Below are 21063 nucleotides of genomic sequence, written 5' to 3' on the forward strand. Positions count from 1 at the left end.
GATTAAAATTACGCAATGCTTTTGCTTGGCAACGGCGACGCTTGCATGAACAGCCAATCCTCCCTAATTCCGACCATATTCAAAATTAGGGGTCATCATGCGCGCGTTTATTTTTCCGGGACAGGGTAGCCAGGCGATTGGCATGGGCAAGGCGCTTGCCGAAGCCAGCAGCACGGCTCGCGAGGTATTTGAAGAGGTTGATCACGCGCTCGAGCAGAATCTGTTCAAGCTGATGTGCGAGGGGCCGTCCGAAGAGTTGACGCTGACCGAAAATGCGCAGCCCGCGATCATGGCCAACGCGGTCGCCACGCTGCGGGTCATGGAAAAGGACGGCGGCCGGTCGCTCGAGGAACTGTGCAGCTATGTTGCCGGCCACAGCCTCGGCGAATATAGCGCGCTGTGCGCTGCCGGAGCCCTCAACCTGACGACAACCGCCGAATTGCTGAAGCTGCGGGGGCAGTCGATGCAGAAAGCCGTTCCCGTCGGCGAAGGCAGTATGGCGGTCCTGCTGGGTGCCGATATCAAGAAGGCTTCGGCGCTGGCCCATGCATCGGCGGAGGGCGAAATTTGCACCGTGGCCAATGATAATGATCCGACCCAGGTCGTGATTTCCGGCCACATCGGCGCGATCGAGCGCGCGATCGCGACCGCCAAGGACCACGGGATCAAGCGTGCGATGCTGCTGCCGGTCTCCGCGCCCTTCCACTGCTCGCTGATGGCACCGGCGGCAGAAGCAATGGAAGAAGCGCTGGCAGAGGCGAGCATATTTCCGCCGGTTGTCCCGTTATTTGCCAATGTCAGCGCCGCTTCGGTTTCGGACGTTGACGATATCCGGCAGCTGCTGGTCGAGCAGGTTACCGGAACCGTGCGGTGGCGGGAATCGGTCGGCAATATGACCGAAGCCGGGGTCGAGCAATTTGTCGAATTTGGCGGCAAGGTTCTGACCGGCATGGTCGGTCGGATTTCGCCGTCCGCGGAAACCGTCAGCCTTGTTTCGCTGGACGATATCGAGTCTTTTCTGAAGACCGTCTGACAACAAGGGCACGGCGCAGCCGGCACTGGCAAATTTGAAGGAAATTGAAATGTTCGACTTGACGGGAATGACAGCGCTGGTGACGGGTGCTTCGGGCGGTATCGGCTCTTCCATCGCCAGGGCGCTGGCCGAGCAGGGTGCTACCGTTGCGCTCTCCGGCACGCGCAAGATGGTTCTGATGGAAATGATCCCGCAAATGGCCGGCGGGGGGCATGTCGTCATGCCGTGCGACCTGTCAAAGCCGGACGAGGTCGATGCCCTGGTGCCCGATACGGTCGCAAAAATGGGCAAGCTCGACATTTTGGTCAACAACGCCGGTATCACGCGTGACGGCCTTTCGATGCGCATGTCCGACGAAGATTTCTCCGACGTGATCCGGGTCAATCTCGAGTCGGCCTTCCGTCTGATCCGCGCGGCGTCCCGGCCGATGATGAAGGCCCGCCACGGGCGGATCATCTCGATCAGTTCCGTGGTCGGCGCCACCGGCAATCCGGGCCAGGCCAATTATGTTGCCTCGAAAGCCGGCCTGGTCGGCATGTCCAAGGCGCTTGCGCAGGAACTTGCGTCCCGCGGCATCACCGTGAACTGCGTCGCGCCCGGTTTCATCCAGTCCCCGATGACCGATGCGCTGACCGATGCGCAGAAAGACGAAATCAATCGCAAGATTCCGGCCGGCAAAATGGGCAGTGGCGAGGATATCGGGGCCGCTGTGGTCTATCTGGCCAGCCGGGAAGCCGCATATGTGACGGGGCAGACCCTGCACGTGAATGGCGGTATGGCGATGATTTCATAGGGCTTGCGCCAAAAACATCGTCTCCGGTGCGATTTCGACTTCACGGACACTTGCAAGGCGCGCGCCACCGCACTAGGACGAAATGGAAATTCATCTATAACAAAAAGGACCTCTCATGAGTGAGACTGCAGACCGCGTAAAGAAGATCGTTGTTGAGCATCTGGGTGTTGAAGCCGACAAAGTGACCGAAGAAGCTGCCTTCATCGATGATCTGGGCGCTGACAGCCTCGATATCGTTGAGCTGGTTATGGCGTTTGAAGAAGAATTCAGCGTCGAAATTCCTGACGATGCAGCCGAAAAAATCGCCACCGTTAAAGACGCCATCGATTTCATCGACAAAAACAAGGGTTAATTGATTTTGAGGTGTCGCCAGCAATATGGGCGCGCCTCGGGGCCAATGATCGCTGAAAAATAGCAAAGCGGCTCACCGGCCCGGGAGGAAAGTCCTGAACCGGTGGCCGTTTTTGATTTCGGGCAGGGGAAGTCCGCAAGGAGAAGCTTGATATGCGCCGTGTAGTTGTAACCGGAATGGGCCTGGTAACGCCATTGGGCGGGGATGTGGAAACGACCTGGGCCAATATCCTGGCTTCCAAGTCCGGCGCGGGCAAGATCACGCGCTTTGATGCCTCCGACCAGAAATGCCATATCGCCTGCGAGGTCAAGCCGGCCGATCACGAATATGGCTTCGATCCCAATCTGCGCGTCGACCACAAGGTCCAGCGCCAGGTTGACCCATTCATCATCTACGGCATCGATGCCGCCGGTCAGGCGCTCGAGGACGCCGGCCTCACCGACATGTCCGACGAAGCCAAATTGCGCGCCGGCTGCTCGATCGGCTCCGGCATTGGCGGATTGCCCGGAATCGAGAAGGAATCGATCGTGTTGCACGAGCGGGGTCCCAGCCGGGTCAGCCCGCATTTCGTCCACGGCCGGCTGATCAACCTCATTTCCGGTCAGGTGTCGATCAAATATGGCCTGATGGGCCCCAATCATGCCGTGGTGACCGCCTGCTCGACCGGTGCGCACAGCATCGGCGACGCGGCCCGCATGATCGCGCTGGATGACGCCGACGTGATGCTGGCCGGCGGCGCGGAAGCGACCATCTGCCCGATCGGCATCGCCGGTTTTGCCCAGGCAAAGGCGCTCTCCACCAAGCGCAACGACGATCCGACCGCAGCCTCGCGGCCCTATGACAAGGACCGCGACGGCTTCGTGATGGGCGAGGGCGCTGGCGTCGTCGTTCTGGAAGAATATGAACATGCCAAGGCGCGCGGCGCGAAAATCTATTGCGAAGTGATCGGCTACGGCATGTCCGGCGATGCCTATCATGTCACCGCCCCGCATCCCGACGGCACCGGCGCCTACCGCTCGATGGAAATGGCGCTCAAGCGCTCGGGCCTGACCACCGCCGATATCGACTATGTCAACGCCCACGGCACCTCGACGATGGCCGACACCATCGAGCTGGCTGCGGTCAAGCGGCTGTTCGGCGATGATCTCAAGACCATGTCGATGAGCTCGACCAAGTCGGCGATCGGCCATCTGCTCGGCGGTGCCGGCGCGGTCGAGGGCATTTTCTGCATCCTTGCCCTGCGCGACCAGATCGTGCCGCCGACGCTCAATCTCGACAATCCGGACGAAGGCTGCGAAGGCGTCGATCTGGTGCCGCATTTCGCCAAGAAGCGCGAAGTGAAGGCCGTGCTGAGCAACAGCTTCGGCTTTGGCGGCACCAACGCCAGCATCATCATGAAGGCGATCTAGACTCATGCGCCGTCTCGGTTGCCTGATCTTGGCGGCAGGGGTGGTCATCGCGGTCCTGCTGGCGGGGAATTTCCTCTATGGCTGGAACGCCAGTGGGCCGCTGGAAGAACAGCGGACGCTCGTGATCCGGTCCGGCTCGAGCCTGGCCACCGCCGCGGCGACCATGGAATCCGAAGGCGTGATCAAGTCCGCCGATGCCTTCCTGACCCGCGCCAAGATCCTCGGCGGGTCGGAACCGATCAAGGCCGGCGAATTCGAAATCCCGGCCGGTGCCAGCAACGCCGCGATCCTCGCCATCCTGCAGGGCGGCAAGACCGTCCAGCGCCTGATCACCGTACCCGAAGGCACGCCGTCGATCCTCGTCTACGAGACGCTGATGGCGGAAGAGCTGCTGAAGGGCGATATCCCGGTCCCGGCGGAAGGATCGATCCTGCCCGACAGCTACAGTTTCGAGCGCGGCGAACAGCGCGCCGCCGTGTTGTTGCGCATGCAGCGGGCGATGAAGGACACGATCGCCGAGCTATGGCCGCAGCGTTCATCCAGTACGGTGGTCGATTCGCCGGAGGAGGCCATCACCCTCGCGGCGATCGTCGAGAAGGAGACGGCGCTCGCGCGGGAGCGGCGCACCGTGGCCGGCGTCTACAGCAACCGCATCCGCAAGAACATGATGCTGCAGGCAGACCCGACCATCATCTACCCGATCACCCGCGGCAAGCCGCTCGGCCGCCGCATCCGGCAATCGGAAATCGCCCAGGTCAACGATTATAACACCTATGCCATGGTCGGCCTGCCCAAGGGGCCGATCGCCAATCCGGGCCGCGCCTCGATCGAGGCGGTGCTCAACCCCGCCGATACCAAGGCGCTCTATTTTGTTGCCGACGGCAAGGGCGGCCATGTCTTTGCCGAGACGCTGGAACAGCACAACCGCAACGTGGAAAAATGGTTCGCCCTGCGCCGCGCGCGCGGGGAGATGTAGCAGGGCGCCCGCCTCCCGGCCTGTTGCTTGGGAACTATTAATCCCGATGTCGATCCGGCAACAAGGCCCGCGCGTCCTCGTCGATTTGGACGATCACCTGCGCCGCGGGAAGCAGTTCGTGGATCAGGCCGATGCCCTGGCCGACCGTGATATGCGACCGGTCATAGTCTTCCTGCCGGACACCCTCCAGATAGTCCTGAACGGCTCTGCCCGGATCAGCCCGAAGCGCCGCAACGCGACCCTCCCATTGCCTGTGGAGCCCGTTTCTGATCGCACGGAAATCGAAGCATTCAGGCCAGTTCTTGCCGCGCAGGATATCGAAAATGCCGCTTCGCGCGGTATCGTCGCCGGTGGCCAACAGGGCGACCTGCTTGGCTTTTTCTGCCGCGAGCGACTCCGTGCTCGCCCATAATCGCGACCCGATCAGTGCGCCGTCGGCACCCAGCATCAGCGCGGCGGCAAGGCCCCGGCCATCGGCGATTCCGCCCGCTGCCAGCAACAGGACCTGCGGCGCCCGCCGGGCGAGCGCGTCGGCTATTTCCGGTACGAGCGTGAAGGTGCTGCGCCCGTCCAGGTCGTTCATCCCGTGGCCGCCGGCCTCCGTGCCCTGCGCGACGATGACGGCGGCACCGGCGTCCAGCGCCTGGGGCAATTGCGCGATTGTCTGGATCTGGCAGATCAGCGGAATGGATTGCCGGCGCAGGTCGCGGGCGAACGGCCCGGGGTCGCCGAAGGACAGCATGACCGCCGCAGGTTTCTGCGGCTGATCGAGCAGCCAGTCAAGGGCGTTGCGGTCTTCCGCGAGTTTCCAGGTTATGAAGCCGCAGCCAAGGCGGGAAAGCGCGTGATCATCGCCCTCGAGCAGCGTCACCGCTGCCTCATATTCCCGCCGGGTCCAGTCGAGATCGCCATAGCCGCCGCCGACCAGGCCAAGGGCTCCCGCCCGGGCACAGGCCGCCGACAACGCGCCGCCGGTTGCCAGCGCCATCGGGGCGAGCGCGATCGGGGTGGACAGGGAAAATGCACCGGTGAAGCGATTGGCGGACCAGGAGGACAGCATCTCCGGACCTTCTCGCCCTAATAGTTGAACCGCTGTTTCAGGCTTTCCCGCGCCTCGCGATATTCGCGGGTGAACTGGTCGACCATGTCCTGCACGCTCATCACCTCGTTGATCAGGCCGATGCCCTGGCCGCAGCCCCAGATATCCTTCCAGGCCTTTTTCTCGGTATTGCCGCCCGAACCGAAGTTCATCGTCTTGTAGTCGCCCTGCGGCAGGTTGTCCGGGTCGAGGCCGGCATTCTCGATCGACTGGCGCAGGTAGTTGCCCTTCACGCCGGTAAACAGGTCGGAATAGACGATGTCGGAGGCCTTGCCCTCGACGATGCCCTCCTTGTAGCCCTGGTCCGCATTGGCTTCCTTGGTGGCGATGAAGGCAGACCCGGCATAGCCGAGATCGGCGCCCATGGCCTGCGCCGCCAGGATCGACGCGCCGTTGCCGATCGAGCCGGAGAGCGCCACCGGCCCGTCAAACCATTCGCGAATTTCCTGCATCAGCGCGAACGGCGACAGCGTGCCGGCATGGCCCCCGGCACCCGCCGCCACCGGAATCAGGCCGGTCGCACCCTTTTCGATCGCCTTGTGGGCAAAGCGGTTGTTGATGATGTCGTGCAGCACGATGCCGCCCCAGCCCTTGACCGCGGTATTCAGGTCCTCGATCGCGCCGAGCGAGGTGATCACGATCGGCACCTTCCATTTGGCGCAGGTCGCCATGTCCTGGTCGAGCCGGTCGTTGGACTTGTGGACGATCTGGTTGACCGCGAACGGCGCCGCCGGCTTGTCGGGATTTTCCCGGTTCCAGGTCGCCAGTTCCTCGGTGATCTGGTGCAGCCATTCGTCGAGCATGCTCTGCGGGCGGGCGTTGAGGGCCGGGAAGCTGCCGACGATGCCGGCCTTGCACTGGGCGATGACCAGTTCCGGTCCGGACACGATGAACAAAGGCGAGCCGATAAGCGGCAGGCGAAGATTGTCGAAAATGGCTGGTAAAGTCATGGAACCCCCGATGTGAAAAGCAGTGCCACCGCATTACCCGATGCGGCGGCATATTCTACTGTTATTTTAACTGACTGCTTAAATCCGGTTGACCGCGCTGAGCAGCGCTTCGACCGAGGCGGTGGCGACATCGCTGTTGATGCCGACGCCGTAAAATTCCTTGCCGTCGCCGGTCTTGCACTCGATATAGGCGGCCGCTTGCGCATCCTTGCCGGCGCCGATCGCATGCTCGCTATAGTCGATGATCTCGAGCGAGATGCCGAGCGCCGACGATACCGCGTCGACCACGCTGGAAATCAGGCCGTTGCCGCGGCCGCTGACCGATATTTCGCCGTCGGGCCCGCGGATCTTGCCGACGAATATGCGTTCGCCGCCGGTTGCCCGCTCGTCATAGTCGACTAGGCTGTACCGGCCGCTGCCGTCGAGATGATAGCGCGTCCGGAAAGCATCCCAGATATCTTCGGAAGACAGTTCGCGGCTGGTTTCATCGGCCAGCTCCTGCACCGTCCGGCTGAAATTGGCCTGCAGCCGCTTCGGCAGCTTGAGCCCATGGTCCTGCTCCAGGATCCAGGCGATGCCGCCCTTGCCGGACTGGCTGTTGACCCGGATGACGGCTTCGTAATCGCGGCCGAGGTCGCGCGGATCGATCGGCAGATAGGGCACGTTCCAATATTCGTCGTTGCGCTGTTCCTGCGCCGCAAAACCCTTCTTGATGGCGTCCTGGTGCGATCCGGAAAAGGCGGTGAATACCAGTTCCCCGGCATAGGGATGGCGCGCCGGCACCGGCAGCTGGTTGCAATATTCGACGGTCTTGACGATTTCGTCCATGTTGGAAAAATCGATCTTGGGATCAATGCCTTGGGTATACATGTTGAGACCAAGTGTCACAAGATCGACGTTGCCGGTCCGTTCGCCATTGCCGAACAGGCAGCCCTCGACCCGGTCGGCGCCGGCGATCAGGCCCAGTTCCGAGGCGGCGATCCCCGAACCCCGGTCGTTGTGCGTGTGCAGGCTGACCACGACATGATCGCGCTTGCTGATATGGGTGCACATCCACTCGACCTGGTCGGCGTAGATATTGGGAGTGGCGGCCTCGACCGTCGCCGGGAGATTGAGGATCAGCGGTTTTTCCGCCGTCGGCTCGAGAATCTCCATCACCGCCTCGACCACCTCGAGGCTGAAATCCAGCTCGGCGGTGGAGAATGTCTCGGGCGAATATTCGAAATGCCAGTCGGTGTCCGGATATTTTTCCGCCTGTTCGCGCAGGATAGTCGCGCCTTCGCGGGCGATATCCTTGACTCCCTGCTTGTCCAGCCGGAACACGACATCGCGCCAGGCCGGGGACACCGCATTGTAGAGATGGACGATGGCGGCGCGCGCGCCTTCCAGGCTGGCAAAGCTGGTCTCGATCAGGTCGCGGCGCGACTGGGTCAGCACCTGGACCATGACATCGTCGGGAATCTTGCCGGACTGGACCAGCCCGCTGATGAAATCGAAATCGGTCGCGCCGGCCGACGGGAAGCCGACCTCGATCTCCTTGACCCCGATCTTGACCAGCAGGTCGAAGAAGCGCTGCTTCTTTTCGGCGTTCATCGGGTCGATCAGCGCCTGGTTGCCGTCGCGCAGGTCGGTGGACAGCCAGCGCGGCGCCCGGTCGATGGTGCGCGAAGGCCATTGCCGGTTGGGCAGGTCGATCTGCGGGAAAGGGCGATATTTTTGTGACGGATTCGGGTGCATGGCTTCACTCTTATGCTGCTGGAAATTGCGCGCAAGACGCAAATTCGCCGGTTTTCTGGAATATTCTGGAAAATCGTCCCTTAGGCGGGGCACTGCGCGCATCGGGCAGCAGTATTGGTACGCCTAAGGGCGTGTAAGTCGTAGCAGCGAGAGAGCTTTTAACCTCGTCATGCGCTGCTTTTTATCCAAAGTTCCGGATAAATCAACTCTGACGATCGATTTTTTGCGGCCCGCGCCAGCCCCACGCTACAGACTGTCGTCTATCTGGTTGTAAATTTTTAAGATTTTCCGATTAGAAAACTCGGGAACGATCAAAGGAAACACCGGATTGTACTGTCTGGTCTACATGAGCAGCCCCACCAGCGAGATGGGCGAGGATGAAGTCCAGGACCTCCTGCGGCGGGCCCAGCACAATAATGAATCCAACGATATCACCGGCATATTGATCCACGACCGACGGCGCTATCTGCAATATCTCGAAGGGGATGAAGCCAAGGTGGAAGAAACCTTCGCCCGTATTTCGGTTGACCCGAGACATCGGGCGATCATTCGACTGCATGGCCTGACAATAAGCCGCCGCCAGTTTCCGGGCTGGGCGATGGTGTGCCAGATGTCCAAAGCCGGCGGCAGCCTGAAGGCGGCCGTCGAGCCATTGGTCCAGAATTGCGACCGCGATGTCGCCGACAATCTGCTGAAATTTGCGGCGGCTCGCGACCAGGCAGCCTCGGCTGAGGCCGCCCGGTCACCAGCGCAATAGCTAGTTCTTGTCTTTGTCGACCAGCTTGTTGGCACCAATCCACGGCATCATCGCGCGCAGCTGGGCACCGGTTTCCTCGATCGGATGCGCTTCGGCCGCCTTGCGCGCAGCCTTCAGCTCTGGCTGGCCGGCGCGGTTGTCGAGCACAAAATTCTTCACGAAGCGGCCCGACTGGATGTCCGCCAATACCCGCTTCATTTCCGCCTTGGTTTCGGCGGTGATGATCCGCGGTCCGGTGGTGATGTCGCCATATTCGGCGGTGTTGGAGATCGAATAGCGCATGTTGGCGATGCCGCCTTCATAGAGCAGGTCGACGATCAGCTTGGTTTCGTGCAGACATTCGAAATAGGCCATTTCCGGCGCATAGCCGGCCTCGGTAAGCGTTTCGAAACCCGCCTGGATCAGATGGGTGATGCCGCCGCACAGCACGGCCTGCTCGCCGAACAGGTCGGTTTCGCATTCCTCGCGGAAATTGGTCTCGATGATGCCCGAACGGCCGCCACCGACGCCGGAGGCATAGGCCAGCGCCACATCATGGGCGTTGCCGGACACATCGCGATCGATCGCGATCAGGCAGGGGACGCCGCCGCCGCGCTGATATTCGCTGCGCACCGTGTGGCCGGGGCCCTTGGGCGCGATCATGATGACGTCGAGATCCTTGCGCGCCTCGATCAGGCCGAAATGGATATTGAGGCCATGGGCGAAGGCGAGGGCGGCGCCATCCTTCATATGGTCGTGCAGGTCATCGGCATAGATCGCCGCCTGATGCTCGTCGGGAGCGAGGATCATGACAATGTCGGCCCAGGCTGCGGCTTCCTGGTTGGTCATCACCTGAAAACCGGCCGCTTCCGCCTTCTTGGCGGTGGCCGAGCCGGCGCGGAGCGCGATGGCGACATCCTTGACGCCGCTGTCGCGCAGGTTCTGGGCATGGGCATGGCCCTGGCTGCCGTAACCGACAATCGCGATTTTCTTTCCGGTGATCAGGCCGAGATCAGCATCGGCGTCATAATAGACTTTCATTTTTCTTCCTTAATTTCAGATATATAGTGAAGTTAGAACAACGAGTCCGGTGGTCGTTAGCACGAAGCCGCCGGGATGTTTCAGACGGGTCATCGCCGCGTTGGCCAGCCCCATGGCGACAAAGGACAGACCGATGGCCAGAACCATGGCCGTGCTGCCCCCGGTTTCACCCGATGCGACCAGAAACAGATAGAGCGCCGGCAGCAATGTGAGCACCGTCCCCACTTGCCAGCCAAACTGGATCATCGTGCGGGGCATGGCGTCGTCCATCATCCCCGCACGCTGCCGCAACAGCGGGGAAATCAGGATCCTCTGCCCGGCGACGCCGTGAAACAGGGCAACGCCGACCAGCATGATGCCGCCCAGATAGAGCAGGGCGCTGTTCATGCAGGATTGGGCCCCCGGGACACCGCAACCACACCGGTCCGCCCGACTTCGACCAGCCCGACCTCGCGCATCAGCGCAACGAACGTCTCGATCTTGTCCGGCGCGCCGGTGATCTCGAAAATGAAGCTCTCGGTGGAGGCATCGACGATCCGCGCGCGATAGGCGTCGGCCAGCCGCATCGCCTCGATCCGGTTGTCGCCCTTGCCGGCCACCTTGACCAGCGCCAGCTCCCGCTGCACATGGGGACCGGATTCGGTCAGGTCGCGCACGCTGTGCACCGGCACCAGCCGGTCGAGCTGCGAAATGATCTGCTCGATCACGTGCGGCGGCCCGTTGGTCGCTATAGTGATCCGGCTGATCGCGTGATCCTCGCTGATGTCGGCGACGGTCAGGCTTTCGATATTATAGCCGCGCGCCGTGAACATGCCGGCGATGCGCGCCAGGATTCCGGCTTCGTTGTCGACCAGAACGGCCAGTACGTGCCGTTCGACGGCCTCTTCATGAATATGCATCACACTAAAGCCTTTGCCTGGTCGTCCATTGTGCCCTTCACGTCCGCTTCGGTCAGCAGCATTTCGGTGTGCGACGCGCCGGAGGGGATCATCGGGAAACAATTTGCAAGCTGTGCAACCCGGCAATCCACCATCACCGGGCCATCGGTTTGGATCATCTTCTGGATGCCGGCCTCCAGATCCGCCGGGTCCTCGATGCGGATTCCGGTCCAGTCATAGCTTTCCGCCAACTTCACAAAATCTGGTAAGCTGTCGCTGTAACTGTTTGAATAACGGCTCTCGTAGGTCAGTTCCTGCCATTGGCGGACCATGCCCATATACTGGTTGTTCAAGATGAAGATCTTGACCGGCAGGCGATATTGGGTGGCGGTGCCGAGTTCCTGGATATTCATCTGGATCGAAGCTTCCCCGGCAATATCGATCACCAGCGCGTCGGGATTGCCGAGCTGCGCGCCGATCGCGGCGGGCAGGCCGTAGCCCATGGTGCCGAGACCGCCGCTGGTCAGCCACTTGTTCGGGCTTTCGAAATCGAAATGCTGGGCGGCCCACATCTGGTGCTGGCCCACTTCCGTGGTGATGATCGGCTCGCGTTCGTGGGTCGCCTTCCAGAGCTGGCGAATCGCCTCCTGCGGCATGATCTCCGTCTTGTTTTCGGGATATTCCAGGCAATTGGTTGCCCGCCAGCCCTTGATCCGCGACCACCATTCCTCATGCTTCGGCTTCGCGAAGCGGCGGCCCTTGAGCACCGCGATCAGCTGTTCCATCACCCGGCCGACGTCGCCGATCACCGGCAGGTCAACTCTGACCGTCTTGTTGATTGAGGACCGGTCGATATCGACGTGAATTTTCTTGCTGTTCGGCGAGAACGCATCGAGCCGACCGGTGATCCGGTCGTCAAAGCGCGCACCGAGGCAGACAACCAGATCCGCCTTGTTCATCGCCATATTGGCCTCGAACGTGCCGTGCATGCCGAGCATGCCCAGCCACTGGTCGGAAGAAGCCGGAAAGGCACCGAGGCCCATCAGCGTCGACGTGACCGGGAAGCCGGTCATTTCAGCCAGTTCGCGCAGGGCCTTGCTGGCCTTTGGACCGCTGTTGATGATGCCGCCGCCGGTATAGAAAATCGGCGCCTTGGCGCTCATGATCATTTCGGCGGCGCTGTTGATATCCTTGAAATCGCCCTCGGTCTGCGGCTGGTAGCGGCTGTTGCCCTTGCCGGTGTGGCGGGCAAATTCGGCCGCGGCCACCTGGACATTCTTCGGAATGTCGATGACCACCGGACCGGGGCGCCCCTGCGTCGCGATATGAAAGGCTTCCTGAACGACAGCGGCCAGGTCGGAAGGCTGCTTCACCAGATAATTATGCTTGGTGCAATGGCGGGTGATGCCGATCGTGTCGGCTTCCTGGAAGGCGTCGGTGCCGATCAGGTTGGTCGCCACTTGGCCCGTGATCACGACCATCGGGATGCTGTCCATCAGCGCATCGGTAATGCCGGTCACCGCGTTGGTCGCGCCCGGGCCGGATGTAACCAGCACAACCCCGGGCTTGCCGGTCGAGCGCGCATAGCCTTCCGCGGCATGGGTCGCGGCCTGCTCGTGCCGGACCAGGATATGCTTCATCTTGGGATGTTCGTAGAGCGCGTCATAAATGGGCAGCACAGCGCCGCCCGGATAGCCGAAAACGGTATCTACTCCGAGGTCCAGCAGGGTTTCGACCAATATGTCGGCGCCGCTCTTTTCGGCCACATCATGCTCCAATAACTGTCTGTTTCGCGCTGCCCGCCCGCCATGCTGCACAGCAGCAGGATACGCAAGCCTTGTTAATCCGGGGGCTGGCTACATAGATGAATATATTGTGTCAAGGGCTAATCGTGTAATATAATATCAAATATACTATTAAAATCGTTATTTAATATGCCTTCCATCCTCGGCCAGTCCGCTGGGCTCTGGTTGCGGAACCAGGTATACTGCCGCTTTGCATATTGCCGGGTCGCGATCTGCGCCCGTTCGATCGCGGCTGCGCCGCTGCACGCGCCGGCCAGCCAGTCGGCGATTTCCGCAACGCCGATCGCTCGCATGACCGGCAGATTTCGTGGCAGGTCGCGGGCGAGCAGCCGCGCCACTTCCTCCTTCGCGCCGCGCTCGATCATTGTCTCGAGGCGCAGGTCGCAGCGCCGGTACAGCCAGTCCCGCGGCGGCAGCATCACCAGCGGATGCAACCGGATGTCCCCGCCAATGCCGCCCGCCTTGTGCTGCTGCCAGTGGCCCAGCGGCTTGCCCGTCGACCGCACCACTTCCAGCGCCCGCTGGATCCGCGTGATGTCCGCAGGGTTCAGCCGTTCCGCCGAGGCCGGGTCTGATTTCTGGAGGGCTTCGTAAGCCTCCAATGCTTCCATGTTTCTGGTTTCCCGACGCGTCGCCGGGTCGATCTCCGGAATCGGCGCAATGCCGTCCAGCAGCACCCGCACATAGAGGCCGGTGCCGCCAACCAGGATCGGCACGAGATTGCGGGCATGGGCATCGGCAATGGCCGTCTTGGCGTCATCCGCCCAGCGGGCGGCGGAACAGGCCTCGCTGCCGTCGATATAGCCGAAGAGCTGGTGCTCTATGCCCGCCATCTCCCCGTCGGTCGGGCGGGCGCTCAATATGGCAAGGTCGCGGTAGACCTGCGCACTGTCGGCATTGATGATCACCGAGGGTTGCTTTTTGGCAATTTCCAATGCCAAGGCAGACTTGCCGCTGGCCGTCGGTCCGACAACCAGCGCCACATTCCTGTCCTGTTTCGGAGAAATCATGTTCATCGCGACGCTCATAGCAAAAGAATCCCTGAATGAGAGAGATATTAGCGCGGCCCTGTCCAGCCTCGCCGCAGCGGGTGCAAGGATCAGCCGGCAGTCCGAACTGATCGACGGACGGGTGATGGATTTTTTCTTCGACGGCGACGCGGTATCGGCGCGTCAGCATCTCGAGGCCCTTGAAGGCGAGATCGACATCGCCGTGCAACCGGAAGCCAGTCGCGTCAAGAAACTGCTGATTTCCGACATGGACAGCACCATGATCACGGTCGAATGTATCGACGAGCTGGCCGATTATGCCGGGATCAAGCCGCAGATTGCCGAGATTACCGAACGCGCCATGCAGGGTGAACTGGACTTCGAGGAAGCGTTGCGTGGCCGGGTGGGGCTGCTCAAGGGGCTGGAAACCGCTGCCATCCAGCAGTGCCTGGACGAGCGCGTCAGGACCATGCCAGGCGCGCAAACCCTGGTCAGGACCATGGCGCACGGCGGGGCCGCGACCATATTGGTTTCGGGCGGATTCATCAAATTTGCCCAGCCGGTCGCGCAGGGCATCGGGTTCGAATCCTTTCACGCGAATATTCTTGGCGAGCAAGACGGGTTGCTGACCGGTGAACTGGATGGCGCCATTGTGGACTCGGTCCGCAAGGACGAATTGCTACGGTCAAACGCAAAGTCCCTCGGCTTGCCCCTCGATCTCTGCATGGCGGTGGGAGACGGCGCCAACGACATACCGATGCTCGAGCGGGCCGGACTGGGCGTTGCTTATCACGCCAAGCCAAAGGCCGCGCAGGCGGCCGATGTCGCAATCCGCCACAATGATCTGACGGCGCTGCTATATATCCAGGGTATCGCCGCGGATCAGTGGGTTACCGAATAGACCGGCCTGGCCACGACTAGCGCCGTTTTACGATACAGTCATTGCCCGACGCCTTGACGCTGCCGCAAATCGTCTCGGCCTGCGACTGGGTGGCGAAGGGCCCGGCCTGCAATCGTGTAATGCCGCCTGCCTTGACCAGATAGGGTTGCAGCCCCGACAAGGCGGAAACGCGGCCTTCCAGCCTGTCCCACAGCGCCTTCGCCTTGTTTTCGTCGCTGAATGCGCCGAGCTGCACCCGCCAGTCACCACTCGCTGCCGCCTGCACGGGCGCGGTCGTCGCCGCGGGGGCCGCTGGTGCCGGTGCGGGAGCAGGGCCCGGCGCATAGGTAACGCCAGGCGTCACCGGCGCCGGATCGGGAGTGGCCGGGCGGGATGGGGGCAGTTGGGCGGTTTGCACGGGACCGGCAGATTCGACCGGCCGCAGACCACCGATCTGCGCGGTCCGGACTTGCTTTTCCTTCTGCTCCATCTGACTCGCCAGTTCGATGGCGCGACGACGATCTTCGAGCGGGATGAACCGGTCCATCTGGGCGAGATTGCTCGTTGCCTGCGGCAGTTGCTGGGCCGAGGCGCGGGTCATAAGCGCATAGGCCTTGATCCAGTCCTTTTCGACAAAATCGCCGTTGAAATGGCCGGTTCCCAGAACATATTGCGCTCGCGGCTCGCCCCGTTCGGCTGAGGCCTGCAAATAGGGCAGGGCTTCGGTCCGCCGGTTACCCTGAAAGAGAATCAGCCCATAATTGTCATTGGCCTGAAGATGCCCCTGATCCGCGGCCTTCTTGTACCATTGTTCGGCCTGCGCCAGATCCATGGGCACGCCGCGGCCCAGTTTATAGGCCTGTCCGAGATTGAACTGGGCATCGGCATCGCCTTTGTCCGCCGGACCCCGCCACTCGCGTATGGCTGTCTGAAAGTCGCCACGGCCCCATGCATCGACGCCGGCTTTCACATCCGCCAGGGCCGGAGCCGGCGCTACGAGAAGTGCGGAGCAAAACAGCACCAGGATGGATTTGCGGGCCTTTTTCATGGACAATTCCTTGGTCATTAACGGTAAAAATTGCAGTAACAACAGCCGATAGATCACTGCTAAACGGTCGTGACTCCCGAAGTCTAGCAAAAATTGGCGATGCTGATCAGCAGCGCTCTGCCAGCAAAACGTAAAAAAACTGTCAGCACACCCAATTTCGTGCCCATGCCGTTAACCCTATTTTAGAGCTGTTCTGTCACTAAAGCCCCCGATTAGAAAATTTCGGGCAAATTCTGCCGTGATTGAACAAGGGGAAGAGCGTGCGAGTTCTAGCGATGGCTTCGCAAAAGGGCGGCTCCGGCAAGACGACATTGTCGGGTCATCTGGCTGTACAGGCGCAACTGGCCGGGGCCGGTCCAGTGGTATTGATTGACATCGATCCGCAGGGCTCCCTTGCCGACTGGTGGAACGAACGGGAGGCCGAATTGCCGGCCTTCGCGCAAACCACGGTTTCGCGTCTCGCCTCGGATCTGGCCATTTTGCGGCAACAGGGTTTCAAGCTCGCGGTTATCGATACACCGCCAGCCATCACGATGGCCATCCAGAGCGTCATCTCCGTCGCCGAACTCATCGTCATCCCGACCCGGCCGAGCCCGCACGATCTCAGGGCGGTCGGTGCGACTGTCGACCTTTGTGAACGGGCCGGCAAGCCGTTGCTGTTCGTGGTCAACGGAGCAACGCCAAAGGCAAAGATCACGTCAGAAGCCGCTGTAGCCCTGTCGCAGCACGGCACGGTCGCTCCCATCACCATCCACCATCGCACGGATTTCGCAGGCTCGATGATCGATGGCCGCACGGTCATGGAAGTCGATCCAAAAAGCCGGTCGGCGCAGGAGGTTGTCCAGCTCTGGTCCTATATTTCCGATCGGCTTGAAAAGAATTTTCGCCGGACAATTTTCAGTGCACCCGCCATGGCGCAGAATGTCAATCCGGGCATCCACCGGCCGGGCGGCAACTTTGGTCGCCGGGTCGTCGGTTCGTGATGGGGAAGGCTGAAAAAATGAGCGAACCGAAACCACTGGCCTCTTTGTCATCCAGCTTGCTCGCCCGCAAAGGCGGCGCCAAGCCGGCCATGCGCCGACAGGGCTTCTCGAGCTTTCCGGACCATTCAACCGATCCATTCGGCGATACGCACGAAGATCTCGGCTGGAATGACATGGGTTACGACGTTGATCCGGATCATGATCAGCATCCGATCGAGCATCTTCACCATAATCCGCTGGCCGGAGCGATCCCGAATCCCGGGGCCGCCGTGCGTCAGCAGCAGGAAGAAATCGCTGCCAAGTTGAGCGCACAGCCAGCGGCAAAGGTTGCACCGGAAGCCCCGGCGAAAGAAGTGGAAAAAACCTCGGTGCCGACGCCGGTTTCGGCCGAATCGCCGCCGCTCGCGCCGCGCTCGACATCAGCCGGTGAGAACGGGACTGACGCGCGCAGGATGGAAAAGCCGCGAGCGGCGATCAGGTCCCGGACGCGGAAGGCGAAAACCGCCTTCACGTTGCGGCTCGATCCCGAGAGACATTTGAAACTGCGTCTGGCGACAGCCGTCCAGAATGTCTCTGCGCAGCAACTGGTAACCAAAGCTGTCGACGAATATTTGAAGTGTATCCCCGAACTGGATGACTTGGCCGAACGCGTTCCGTCCCGCGGGGCAGCCTGAAACGGGGTTTGCGAAAAACTGGACGGATAACGACTTTTATTGCGAGGGCATAGAAATGAAACGCGATGTAATTTTGAAACTGGCGGCTTCGTCCATGGTGTTTGCCACCATGCTGACGGGCTGCGGCCCGTTCGGCGGCGGCTCGGTGGCATCCACGTCCAGCAAGCCGGCGACCGCAAAAGACGGCGCGAAATACGCCAGGAAAGCGGAAAAGGCTCTCGCCAAGGGCGATCATGCCTCAGCTATTGTCTATGCCGAACGGTCGGTTGCCGGCGTCGGCAGCGATCCGGAGACCCGGGCACTGCTCGGCCAGGCCTATCTTGCGGCCGGGCGCATGGCCTCTGCGGAGCGCAGCTTTCAGGACGCCATGGAACTGGGCAAATCCGATGCGCGAACAATCTTGAGCCTCTGCCTGGCGCAACTCGGCCAGGGCAAGGCGGATCAGGCGAGATCGCTGATCGTCGACAACCGCCAGTTCATTCCCGCCGCTGATTACGGTCTCGCGATGGCCCTCACCGGTGACAGCAAGACCGCGATCGAGGTGCTGGAACAAGCTATCCGCGGTTCCAACGTGACCGCTCGTACAAGGCAAAATCTCGGCCTGGCCTATGCGCTCGATGGCCGCTGGAAGGAAGCGAAGCTGATGGCCGTGCAGGACGTGACGCCGGCATCTGTCAACGACCGGGTCATGGAATGGGCCCAGATGGCGAGACCCGGAGCCTATCAGACGCGGGTCGCGACCATGCTGAAGGTCACGCCGGTGGCCAATGATCCGGGTCAACCGGTCCAGCTGGCGCTTCGCTCGACCTATGCACCGGCAAATGTCGCGGCAAGTTCTGAAGACGATTACGGTCAGGAAGTGGCCAGTTTTGATCGCAACAGCCCGTTGCCTGCTGTCGGACCAGCGCCCGGCGCGGGTAGCGAAGCGGAATTTCTTGCGGCGGAAAACAACCTCAAGGTGGCATCGGTGACGGTGCCAGCCAGCAGCGCCTCCGTGAAATCGCCGGTCTCTGCTCCATTGATCAAGGCACAGGCCGAGCCGGCTCGTGTGGCGCCGGTGACCAGGCCTGTCCTGCAGAAAATTGCCTATCAGCCGAAAGCTCCGGCTCCTGCGTCTTCCGCCGGCACCCATCTTGTTCAGCTCGGTGCGTTTTCCTCTGCGGAAAATGCCACCCGCGCCTGGGGAATCCTGTCCTCGCGGAACAGCGACCTGAAAGGCTTTGAATATGCCAGCTCTCGGGTCACCGTGAAAGGCCGCACGCTCTACAGGCTGGCAGCCGTCGGCTTCGGCAACGCCCGGACCGCCGAGGCAATGTGCGCCGGCATCAAGGCCAAGGGCGGCAATTGCATCGTCCGTCAGGCGTCCGGCGTCAAGCGGGCAGCGCCGCCGCGAATGGCAAGCCAGGAAACAAAAAAGCTGGCATCGCGCTAGCTAGACAAATTTCGGTAAGGGCGGCGCGCTAATAGGCTCGGCCGCCCTTATATATGGCGGTGACCCGTCCCTGGACCGGAAGACGGTCGAAAGGGGTGTTGCCCGCGGTGGCAGCCATCTTGCGGGCGTCCACCTGCCACGGACTGTCCTCGTCGATCAGGATGAAATCGGCCGCACAGCCAGGTTCCAGCCGACCGGCCTCGACCTTCAGGATGCGCGCGGGGTTGGTCGACAACAGCTCGAACAGCCGGCCGATGGAAATGCTGCCATCCCTAACCAGAATGAGCGACAGCGCCAGCAGCGTTTCCGCTCCCGCCATCCCCGGTGCGGCTTCCGCATAGGGCAGGCGCTTGTCCTCGGGTCCGCGGGGATCATGTCCCGACGCGATGACGTCGATGGTTCCGTCCTTGATCGCCTCGATGCACGCCAGACGATCGTCTTCGCTGCGCAGCGGCGGAGACAGCCTGGCAAAGGTGCGGAAATCGCTGATCGCAATATCGGAAAGCAGGAAATGGGCAGGCGTGATCCCGCAAGTAATCGGCAGTTTTTCGCGCTTGGCTGCCCTGACAAGGTCGAGACCGGCCTTCGTGGTAACCTGGCGAAAATGGACATGGGCACCGGTTTCGCGAACCAGGGCAATATCCCGGGCGATGGCAATCGCCTCCGCTGCAGCGGTGGCGCTGGCCAGACCCAGGCGGGTGGCGGTTTCGCTGTTCGTCGCGACCGCATCACCGGTGAGGCCGGCATCCTCGCTGTGTACGATCACCGCCAAATCGAGGGATTTGCAATATTGCAGCAGCTTCAGCATCAGGCCGCTGTCTGCAATCCACTGCCGGCCGGTGGCAACGGCTTTCGCGCCCGACCTTTTCATCAGCCCGATCTCGGCCAGCTGCTCTCCCCGAAGGCCCGTTGTCGCTGCGGCGATCGGGTGAGACCAGAGGTCCGGCTTGCCTTCAGCGGCGCTCTGCTTGATCATTGCCGGCAAATCCAGAACGGGAAACTGGTCCGGCATCAGCGCTGCGCGGGTGATCCCACCGAATCGAAAGGCCGGTTTGTCGATGGCAAACACGCCCAGATCCACAATACCCGGCGCCAGGATCTGGCCCTTGCAGTCGATTTCCTCGCTTGGCTGTCCATTCGGGGCACCCGAAACAATATCATCGCCGTCCACGGTCAGAGAGCCGTCCTGAAGGTCCGTCGCACCGGGGAGCAACATGCGCGCGTTGGTGAAAATCTTTGTCATGCCCAGCCCTCCACGCCGCGCGATTTTCGGGTCAGCACATCAAGGCAGGCCATTCTGACCGCCACGCCCATTTCCACCTGTTCGGTTATCGCCGAACGGGTCAGATCGTCGGCCACGTCGCTGTCGATCTCGACGCCGCGGTTCATCGGGCCCGGATGCATCACCAGGGCATTGTCCTTCGCCAGCTCCAGCCTGTCGCGGGTCAGGCCGTAAAGATAATGATATTCGCGCGGGCTGGGGATGAAGTCGCCGTTCATCCTTTCGTTCTGCAACCGCAGCATCATGACGACATCGCTGCCGGCGAGGGCGTCGTCGAAATTGGTGAATTGCTCGACATTGAACCGGTCGAGCGCCGCAGGCAGCAGCGAGGGTGGTCCGCACACCCGGACCTTGGCCCCCAGCGTGGTCAGGCAGTAGATATTGGACCGCGCAACCCGGCTGTGCATCACATCCCCGCAAATGGTCACTGTCAGGCCGCTGATATCGCCCTTGCGGTGCTGGATGGTCAGGGCGTCGAGCAAGGCCTGGGTCGGATGTTCGTGCCGGCCGTCGCCGGCGTTGAGTACGGGGCAGTCGACCTTGTCGGCGATCAGCTGCACCGCGCCGGAACTGCCGTGCCGGATCACGATCGCGTCGGCCTTCATCGCGTTCAGCGTCACCGCCGTGTCGATCAGCGTTTCGCCCTTCTTGATACTGGATTGCGCCGCGTGCATGTTGACGACATCGGCGCCCATTCTTTTTCCGGCAATTTCAAAGGAGAGCAGGGTGCGCGTGCTGTTCTCGAAAAAGGCGTTGATCACCGTCAAACCGTCCAGCCGGTCGGTATGCTTGCTCGATTTCTTGTTGAGATCGACCCATTGCTTGGCCTCTTCGAGCAGGAACAATATCTCCCAGGGCTGCAGCCCGGCGATACCCAATAGGTGACGATGAGGGAATGCATCCGATCCGGTGGGAAAGTGATGCGGTGAACCTGTTTGCTGCAATGTCATTAAAGCGGGTGCTATA

General features: G+C 61.6%; 21 protein-coding genes. 10 read left to right on the forward strand and 11 right to left on the reverse strand.

Features of this window, described 5'->3' with window-relative positions; translation table 11 throughout:
• The first annotated feature begins 97 nt into the window (after positions 1-97).
• The 5 genes from fabD to mltG all read left to right on the forward strand — a co-directional run bounded on the left by fabD (position 98) and on the right by mltG (position 4563).
• The gene (gene fabD / locus V7650_RS11605; RefSeq protein WP_335656405.1) at positions 98-1033 is read left to right on the forward strand and encodes an ACP S-malonyltransferase; all 936 of its coding nucleotides are present in this window, start codon (positions 98-100) and stop codon (positions 1031-1033) included.
• 49 nt (positions 1034-1082) lie between these two features.
• Entirely contained in the window at positions 1083-1826 is a 744-nt protein-coding gene (gene fabG / locus V7650_RS11610; RefSeq protein WP_335656406.1) for a 3-oxoacyl-[acyl-carrier-protein] reductase, read from the forward strand.
• 115 nt (positions 1827-1941) lie between these two features.
• Positions 1942-2178 carry an acyl carrier protein gene (locus V7650_RS11615; RefSeq protein ID WP_207988207.1) on the forward strand — a complete coding sequence of 79 codons (237 nt, stop codon included), beginning with the start codon at positions 1942-1944 and terminating at the stop codon, positions 2176-2178.
• A 152-nt stretch (positions 2179-2330) separates the two neighbouring features.
• Positions 2331-3587, forward strand: coding sequence for a beta-ketoacyl-ACP synthase II (fabF, locus tag V7650_RS11620; RefSeq protein WP_335656407.1), 1257 nt, complete (start codon positions 2331-2333; stop codon positions 3585-3587).
• A 4-nt stretch (positions 3588-3591) separates the two neighbouring features.
• Positions 3592-4563 carry an endolytic transglycosylase MltG gene (gene mltG, locus V7650_RS11625; protein WP_335656408.1) on the forward strand — a complete coding sequence of 324 codons (972 nt, stop codon included), beginning with the start codon at positions 3592-3594 and terminating at the stop codon, positions 4561-4563.
• 37 nt (positions 4564-4600) lie between these two features.
• Here mltG and V7650_RS11630 read toward each other — a convergent pair whose 3' ends face one another.
• From V7650_RS11630 to leuA, 3 genes are all read right to left on the reverse strand, one after another.
• Entirely contained in the window at positions 4601-5623 is a 1023-nt protein-coding gene (locus tag V7650_RS11630; protein ID WP_335656409.1) for an NAD(P)H-dependent flavin oxidoreductase, read from the reverse strand.
• Between the two features lie 17 nt (positions 5624-5640).
• Positions 5641-6612, reverse strand: a complete 972-nt coding sequence (locus V7650_RS11635; RefSeq protein ID WP_335656410.1) for an NAD(P)H-dependent flavin oxidoreductase — start codon at positions 6610-6612, stop codon at positions 5641-5643.
• 78 nt (positions 6613-6690) lie between these two features.
• Positions 6691-8349, reverse strand: coding sequence for a 2-isopropylmalate synthase (leuA, locus tag V7650_RS11640; RefSeq protein ID WP_335656411.1), 1659 nt, complete (start codon positions 8347-8349; stop codon positions 6691-6693).
• 328 nt (positions 8350-8677) lie between these two features.
• On the opposite strand from leuA, the gene V7650_RS11645 reads away from it, so the two are divergent.
• Positions 8678-9106 (forward strand): BLUF domain-containing protein, encoded by a 429-nt coding sequence (locus V7650_RS11645; protein ID WP_335656412.1) that lies wholly within the window; start codon positions 8678-8680, stop codon positions 9104-9106.
• On the opposite strand, the gene ilvC is transcribed toward V7650_RS11645, so the two are convergent.
• From ilvC to miaA, 5 genes are all read right to left on the reverse strand, one after another.
• Positions 9107-10126 (reverse strand): ketol-acid reductoisomerase, encoded by a 1020-nt coding sequence (ilvC, locus tag V7650_RS11650; protein WP_335656413.1) that lies wholly within the window; start codon positions 10124-10126, stop codon positions 9107-9109.
• Positions 10127-10141: 15 nt separating this feature from the next.
• Positions 10142-10513, reverse strand: coding sequence for a hypothetical protein (locus V7650_RS11655; RefSeq protein ID WP_335656414.1), 372 nt, complete (start codon positions 10511-10513; stop codon positions 10142-10144).
• Complete coding sequence (ilvN, locus tag V7650_RS11660) at positions 10510-11025, reverse strand: acetolactate synthase small subunit (RefSeq protein WP_335656415.1); 516 nt, start codon at positions 11023-11025, stop codon at positions 10510-10512. Before ilvN ends, V7650_RS11655 begins: the two co-directional genes overlap by 4 nt.
• The gene (locus V7650_RS11665; RefSeq protein WP_335656416.1) at positions 11025-12770 is read right to left on the reverse strand and encodes an acetolactate synthase 3 large subunit; all 1746 of its coding nucleotides are present in this window, start codon (positions 12768-12770) and stop codon (positions 11025-11027) included. The genes ilvN and V7650_RS11665 overlap by 1 nt, the downstream gene beginning before the upstream one ends.
• 119 nt (positions 12771-12889) lie before the next feature.
• Positions 12890-13825 carry a tRNA (adenosine(37)-N6)-dimethylallyltransferase MiaA gene (miaA, locus tag V7650_RS11670; RefSeq protein WP_442955286.1) on the reverse strand — a complete coding sequence of 312 codons (936 nt, stop codon included), beginning with the start codon at positions 13823-13825 and terminating at the stop codon, positions 12890-12892.
• On the opposite strand from miaA, the gene serB reads away from it, so the two are divergent.
• The gene (gene serB, locus V7650_RS11675; RefSeq protein ID WP_335656417.1) at positions 13818-14699 is read left to right on the forward strand and encodes a phosphoserine phosphatase SerB; all 882 of its coding nucleotides are present in this window, start codon (positions 13818-13820) and stop codon (positions 14697-14699) included. The genes miaA and serB overlap by 8 nt on opposite strands.
• Positions 14700-14715: 16 nt before the next feature.
• Here serB and V7650_RS11680 read toward each other — a convergent pair whose 3' ends face one another.
• Positions 14716-15726 (reverse strand): SPOR domain-containing protein, encoded by a 1011-nt coding sequence (locus tag V7650_RS11680; protein WP_335656418.1) that lies wholly within the window; start codon positions 15724-15726, stop codon positions 14716-14718.
• 260 nt (positions 15727-15986) lie between these two features.
• Here V7650_RS11680 and V7650_RS11685 point away from each other — a divergent pair, with 260 nt between their 5' ends.
• The 3 genes from V7650_RS11685 to V7650_RS11695 are packed head-to-tail and all read left to right on the forward strand — an operon-like array spanning position 15987 to position 18815.
• Positions 15987-16709 carry a ParA family protein gene (locus tag V7650_RS11685; RefSeq protein WP_335656419.1) on the forward strand — a complete coding sequence of 241 codons (723 nt, stop codon included), beginning with the start codon at positions 15987-15989 and terminating at the stop codon, positions 16707-16709.
• A 17-nt stretch (positions 16710-16726) separates the two neighbouring features.
• The gene (locus V7650_RS11690) at positions 16727-17383 is read left to right on the forward strand and encodes a hypothetical protein (protein WP_335656420.1); all 657 of its coding nucleotides are present in this window, start codon (positions 16727-16729) and stop codon (positions 17381-17383) included.
• 55 nt (positions 17384-17438) lie between these two features.
• Positions 17439-18815, forward strand: coding sequence for an SPOR domain-containing protein (locus tag V7650_RS11695; protein WP_335656421.1), 1377 nt, complete (start codon positions 17439-17441; stop codon positions 18813-18815).
• 28 nt (positions 18816-18843) lie between these two features.
• Here V7650_RS11695 and V7650_RS11700 read toward each other — a convergent pair whose 3' ends face one another.
• Positions 18844-20058 (reverse strand): dihydroorotase, encoded by a 1215-nt coding sequence (locus V7650_RS11700; RefSeq protein ID WP_335656422.1) that lies wholly within the window; start codon positions 20056-20058, stop codon positions 18844-18846.
• The gene (locus V7650_RS11705) at positions 20055-21047 is read right to left on the reverse strand and encodes an aspartate carbamoyltransferase catalytic subunit (protein WP_335656423.1); all 993 of its coding nucleotides are present in this window, start codon (positions 21045-21047) and stop codon (positions 20055-20057) included. The genes V7650_RS11700 and V7650_RS11705 overlap by 4 nt, the downstream gene beginning before the upstream one ends.
• Positions 21048-21063: the final 16 nt, after the last annotated feature.

Source organism: Parasphingorhabdus sp., assembly GCF_036964565.1.
In the GTDB taxonomy this organism is placed as follows: Bacteria; Pseudomonadota; Alphaproteobacteria; order Sphingomonadales; family Sphingomonadaceae; genus Parasphingorhabdus.

Bases quoted from the DNA above. Each gene is read 5' to 3' on its own strand.
- fabD (WP_335656405.1), top strand. From the start codon at position 98: ATGCGCGCGTTTATTTTTCCGGGACAGGGTAGCCAGGCGATTGGCATG.
- V7650_RS11630 (WP_335656409.1), bottom strand. From the start codon at position 5,623: ATGCTGTCCTCCTGGTCCGCCAATCGCTTCACCGGTGCATTTTCCCTG.
- V7650_RS11655 (WP_335656414.1), bottom strand. From the start codon at position 10,513: ATGAACAGCGCCCTGCTCTATCTGGGCGGCATCATGCTGGTCGGCGTT.
- V7650_RS11700 (WP_335656422.1), bottom strand. From the start codon at position 20,058: ATGACAAAGATTTTCACCAACGCGCGCATGTTGCTCCCCGGTGCGACG.
- V7650_RS11695 (WP_335656421.1), top strand. From the start codon at position 17,439: ATGAAACGCGATGTAATTTTGAAACTGGCGGCTTCGTCCATGGTGTTT.
- ilvN (WP_335656415.1), bottom strand. From the start codon at position 11,025: ATGCATATTCATGAAGAGGCCGTCGAACGGCACGTACTGGCCGTTCTG.
- miaA (WP_442955286.1), bottom strand. From the start codon at position 13,825: ATGAACATGATTTCTCCGAAACAGGACAGGAATGTGGCGCTGGTTGTC.
- serB (WP_335656417.1), top strand. From the start codon at position 13,818: ATGTTCATCGCGACGCTCATAGCAAAAGAATCCCTGAATGAGAGAGAT.
- mltG (WP_335656408.1), top strand. From the start codon at position 3,592: ATGCGCCGTCTCGGTTGCCTGATCTTGGCGGCAGGGGTGGTCATCGCG.
- fabG (WP_335656406.1), top strand. From the start codon at position 1,083: ATGTTCGACTTGACGGGAATGACAGCGCTGGTGACGGGTGCTTCGGGC.
- ilvC (WP_335656413.1), bottom strand. From the start codon at position 10,126: ATGAAAGTCTATTATGACGCCGATGCTGATCTCGGCCTGATCACCGGA.
- V7650_RS11705 (WP_335656423.1), bottom strand. From the start codon at position 21,047: ATGACATTGCAGCAAACAGGTTCACCGCATCACTTTCCCACCGGATCG.
- fabF (WP_335656407.1), top strand. From the start codon at position 2,331: ATGCGCCGTGTAGTTGTAACCGGAATGGGCCTGGTAACGCCATTGGGC.
- V7650_RS11680 (WP_335656418.1), bottom strand. From the start codon at position 15,726: ATGAAAAAGGCCCGCAAATCCATCCTGGTGCTGTTTTGCTCCGCACTT.
- V7650_RS11690 (WP_335656420.1), top strand. From the start codon at position 16,727: ATGAGCGAACCGAAACCACTGGCCTCTTTGTCATCCAGCTTGCTCGCC.
- leuA (WP_335656411.1), bottom strand. From the start codon at position 8,349: ATGCACCCGAATCCGTCACAAAAATATCGCCCTTTCCCGCAGATCGAC.
- V7650_RS11615 (WP_207988207.1), top strand. From the start codon at position 1,942: ATGAGTGAGACTGCAGACCGCGTAAAGAAGATCGTTGTTGAGCATCTG.
- V7650_RS11635 (WP_335656410.1), bottom strand. From the start codon at position 6,612: ATGACTTTACCAGCCATTTTCGACAATCTTCGCCTGCCGCTTATCGGC.